The following is a 3210-nucleotide window of genomic DNA, read 5'->3' on the forward strand; positions in this document are numbered from 1 at the left end:
TAGTCTAATTGCGAAGGAATGCGGCGTTCGACGCACTCTCGTTGGGTTAAACGGGGATTTGTTCCAGTTGCATCCTGTCAGCAAACGTTTTGAGGGGTATGCATCAACAGCCCGCGTGTTGCTTCCTTCGCCTTAACGTTCTTTGGACCGTTAGTTGGCATCTTCAGTGTCGCTATGCGTTAGGATATTTAAGCGTGATAGAAACCCTTGCTCGTTCTCTTCGGGCTTTTTTGGTACAAAGGTTTTGTCTATTTGCGCTCCAATTAGGCTTTCGCCTTTGTGTTCATCTTGTGTGTAAATTAGCTCGTAGTGCATAGTTCAATACCGCTTTGAATCCCATACATTAAAATTTAAACGTTTTGTTATTACTCTATACGTGCGAATCGTTGAATTGGGCGTTAATATGAAGCAAATTTCATCGCTTTTTGACAGAAAACTAATCCAATGAAGATCTTAACTACTCTAACGCTTGTTTCACTTTTCGTAGCTTTGAATGGGTGTGCCAGTTCGCCCACGGGACGCAATCAATTAATTCTCGTGAGTGATGCTCAAATGAACCAGATGGGAGCAGACTCTTTTGCGGCAATGAGTAGCGAGCAAAAGGCGATCTCGTCCGGGGAATCCTACTCCTATGTTCGATGCATTGCTGATGCGATTCTTCTAGCAGATAGTCGAGATCCAAAAGCGTGGGAAGTGAAGGTTTTTGACGATGCCTCGCCAAATGCATTTGCGTTGCCCGGCAAGAAAATTGGTGTGCATACAGGAATGATAAAGCTTGCTCAGAATCCATCACAACTTGCAGCAGTGATGGGGCATGAGGTCGGTCATGTTGATGCACGGCACGGTGCGGAGCGTGTCTCGCTCTCTATGACAAGCCAGTTGGCACAGCAGGCCACTACGGTGCTTCTTGATGGCCATGAATATGAATCTACCGCGCTCGCCGCCCTCGGCTTGGGAGCACAGTATGGTGTGCTCCTGCCATATAGTCGCACCCATGAGAGTGAGGCGGACACGATTGGTCTCTATTTAATGGCAAAAGCAGGCTTCGATCCGTCGCAGGCCGTCGAGTTATGGAAAGAAATGAAGAAAGCGTCGGGTGGGAATGCACCACCGGAATTTATGTCTACGCACCCGTCTAACGAGACTCGAATTCAAGAGTTAACACAAGAGCTGCCACAGGCGAACTCTGTGTATCAGGCGGCGCTTGAAAAGGGCGTCTTACCCAATTGCCGTCGTCCTTAAAGGTGTCTTGAGCACCCTTACGCGAAACTTATTCATTTTGGTGACATACCAACAGCTAAGTACGCGCTGATTAAACGCGGCTGCGAACTGACGGCACCCACAGCTGGTCTGACTTAACATGTCCGCACTCGATTCGTTGAGGCAATCGTTAACGGCGAAAGCAAGGGCATCATGCTCGTCAAACGAGCCCTAATTAAACGCGCTTTTTTTGTTTCTAGGTCGTTCAAGAGCATGTAAAAAGCGATCCACTGCGCTCAGGCCATTCATTTAGGTCACAAGAACTTACAAAAAATTGAACGGTTTTCTTTGGTCTTAGGTAATCTTATCGACTAAGAAGAGGAGTACTTACCTGGAGACTTCGGTTTAAAGAGGTGACCGCTATGCAAGTACGTTCTTTGTTTCGCATTTTGTGTTTGTCTTTCATTTTTACGTCTTCTAACGTCGCAGCAGGCTCTTTAGACGGCTATCTATTTGATACACGACCAATCTTATTGTTCACAAGTTCCTCAACACATCCTAAATTTCTCCAGCAGCTTTCGGCATTTGCACAGTTCGAATGCGAATTTTATAAGCGTGACATTGAGGTTTTGACGGTCGTTGGCAATGGTAATGGAAATGCGGTGATCGATGGCGACATGCTCACCAACGAAGATGTGTCGTTCTTGAGAGATGAGCTGGAGGTTGGAGCGTACTCCGAGCTGCTGGTGTTAGTAGGTAAAGACGGCAGGGTGAAGCTGAGAGCGCACATGCCATTGAATGCGAACGATTTGTTGCGGCTTGTTGACGCGATGCCGATGCGACGCATTGAGAAGGCGACGCGTCCAAACATGAGTTGCAGCGCGGCTTAGGTCTAGTAACGTGCCTTAAGCTTAGGGCTGACTAACCACGCGACTGATGAGTTCAGACTGCGGCTCAAGCAACATGCGGCTGAATCGCATGGACGCAGATCACAACATGGCTTACAACAACGGTTCGATTTATCTTTCGTCGCAGTTCCAAATAATTCGCTGGAAAACGCAACTCTGAGATTTTCTCGATCGACGGTAAAGCAAGGTATGCAGCAGTAAGCATCACGAAACCGACAAGTGAGCCAGCCAAGTACGTTAGTACAGCGACGCATAGTACAAATAGAAAGCTACCAATGGCGAGCAGGAAGCTCTTTGGACGATCATCCTCCGAACTAGGGGTCATCAAACGTCCACCCCAAATTATTCCCGTCATGAAACTAAAGATCATTATGCTATAAGCAAGAAAGCCAATTTGCACATGCAGCAAATATTGCTCTGGTACGAGCCATGCGAGTAGAGACAGAATGACAAACGGAGCGGCCCCCCATGTCATTGTCGCGTTTAATGCAGAAGAAACGGTTTGCATGGTCTGCGAGTCCTATTCAGTTTAGAGTAAAGAATACGGCGTGAGATCGTCTTGAGATCTCTTAAAGAAAGTCCGTCAACAAAATGCCTACACTGTAACGTTGCATGCGATAGTTGTAGTCAATCAAGCTCTCTCCATATCCATCAAAATATTGGACAAGGCCACGTAGACGACCATGAAGTGGAAAGCTGTAAGATAGCTCGAAAGCGCCTTTGTGCGTTTTCGTATTGCTCCGAATAAGTGTACCAATTTGATAGTCTGATCGCTCGTACGCCGCTTTCAGCTCAAAATGGCCGTAATAGTCTTCGATATCCGGGTTGTCGTCGCCTTTTGCAGGAGGCGGCGTTGAGGGATCGCCATCATCCACCTTTTCATCTTCCGGTATTCTGTACCAGGGCTGTATATAAATGGCCCAGTTCGGTCGAATGAAGCCAAGTCCAACATAGGCTCGATTCCAGCTACGGCTAAGTAGCTGACTACGCCCGTTGCTCTCGTGCTCAAAACCGGTTCGGAAGAAGAACGCACCATTCAGATCGGGGAGGTTGATGGGCGTTTGATAGAAAATCTCTGGTCGGTAATTGGTTTCACGAAACG

At 47.4% G+C, this 3210-nt stretch carries 5 protein-coding genes; 2 read left to right on the top strand and 3 right to left on the bottom strand.

What is annotated here, in order from left to right; genetic code table 11:
* Positions 1-150: 150 nt before the first annotated feature.
* On the bottom strand, positions 151-315 hold the full coding sequence (locus tag A3751_RS22220) for a hypothetical protein (protein ID WP_156492245.1): 165 nt from the start codon (positions 313-315) through the stop codon (positions 151-153).
* 237 nt (positions 316-552) lie between these two features.
* Between A3751_RS22220 and A3751_RS15055 the strand changes: the two genes are divergently transcribed.
* Both A3751_RS15055 and A3751_RS15060 read left to right on the top strand, forming a co-directional pair.
* Entirely contained in the window at positions 553-1242 is a 690-nt protein-coding gene (locus tag A3751_RS15055) for a M48 family metallopeptidase (protein WP_068522107.1), read from the top strand.
* Positions 1243-1622: 380 nt separating this feature from the next.
* Complete coding sequence (locus A3751_RS15060; protein WP_068457614.1) at positions 1623-2090, top strand: DUF4174 domain-containing protein; 468 nt, start codon at positions 1623-1625, stop codon at positions 2088-2090.
* Between the two features lie 64 nt (positions 2091-2154).
* Here the strand turns inward: A3751_RS15060 and A3751_RS15065 are convergent, their stop codons facing one another.
* Positions 2155-2616: a DUF3429 domain-containing protein gene (locus A3751_RS15065; protein WP_068457617.1), complete on the bottom strand. Its 462-nt coding sequence runs from the start codon at positions 2614-2616 to the stop codon at positions 2155-2157.
* Between the two features lie 61 nt (positions 2617-2677).
* The coding region (locus A3751_RS15070) for a phospholipase A (RefSeq protein WP_197466383.1) at positions 2678-3210 on the bottom strand (533 nt) is incomplete at its 5' end.

The sequence above is a fragment of the Oleiphilus sp. HI0080 genome (assembly GCF_001635135.1).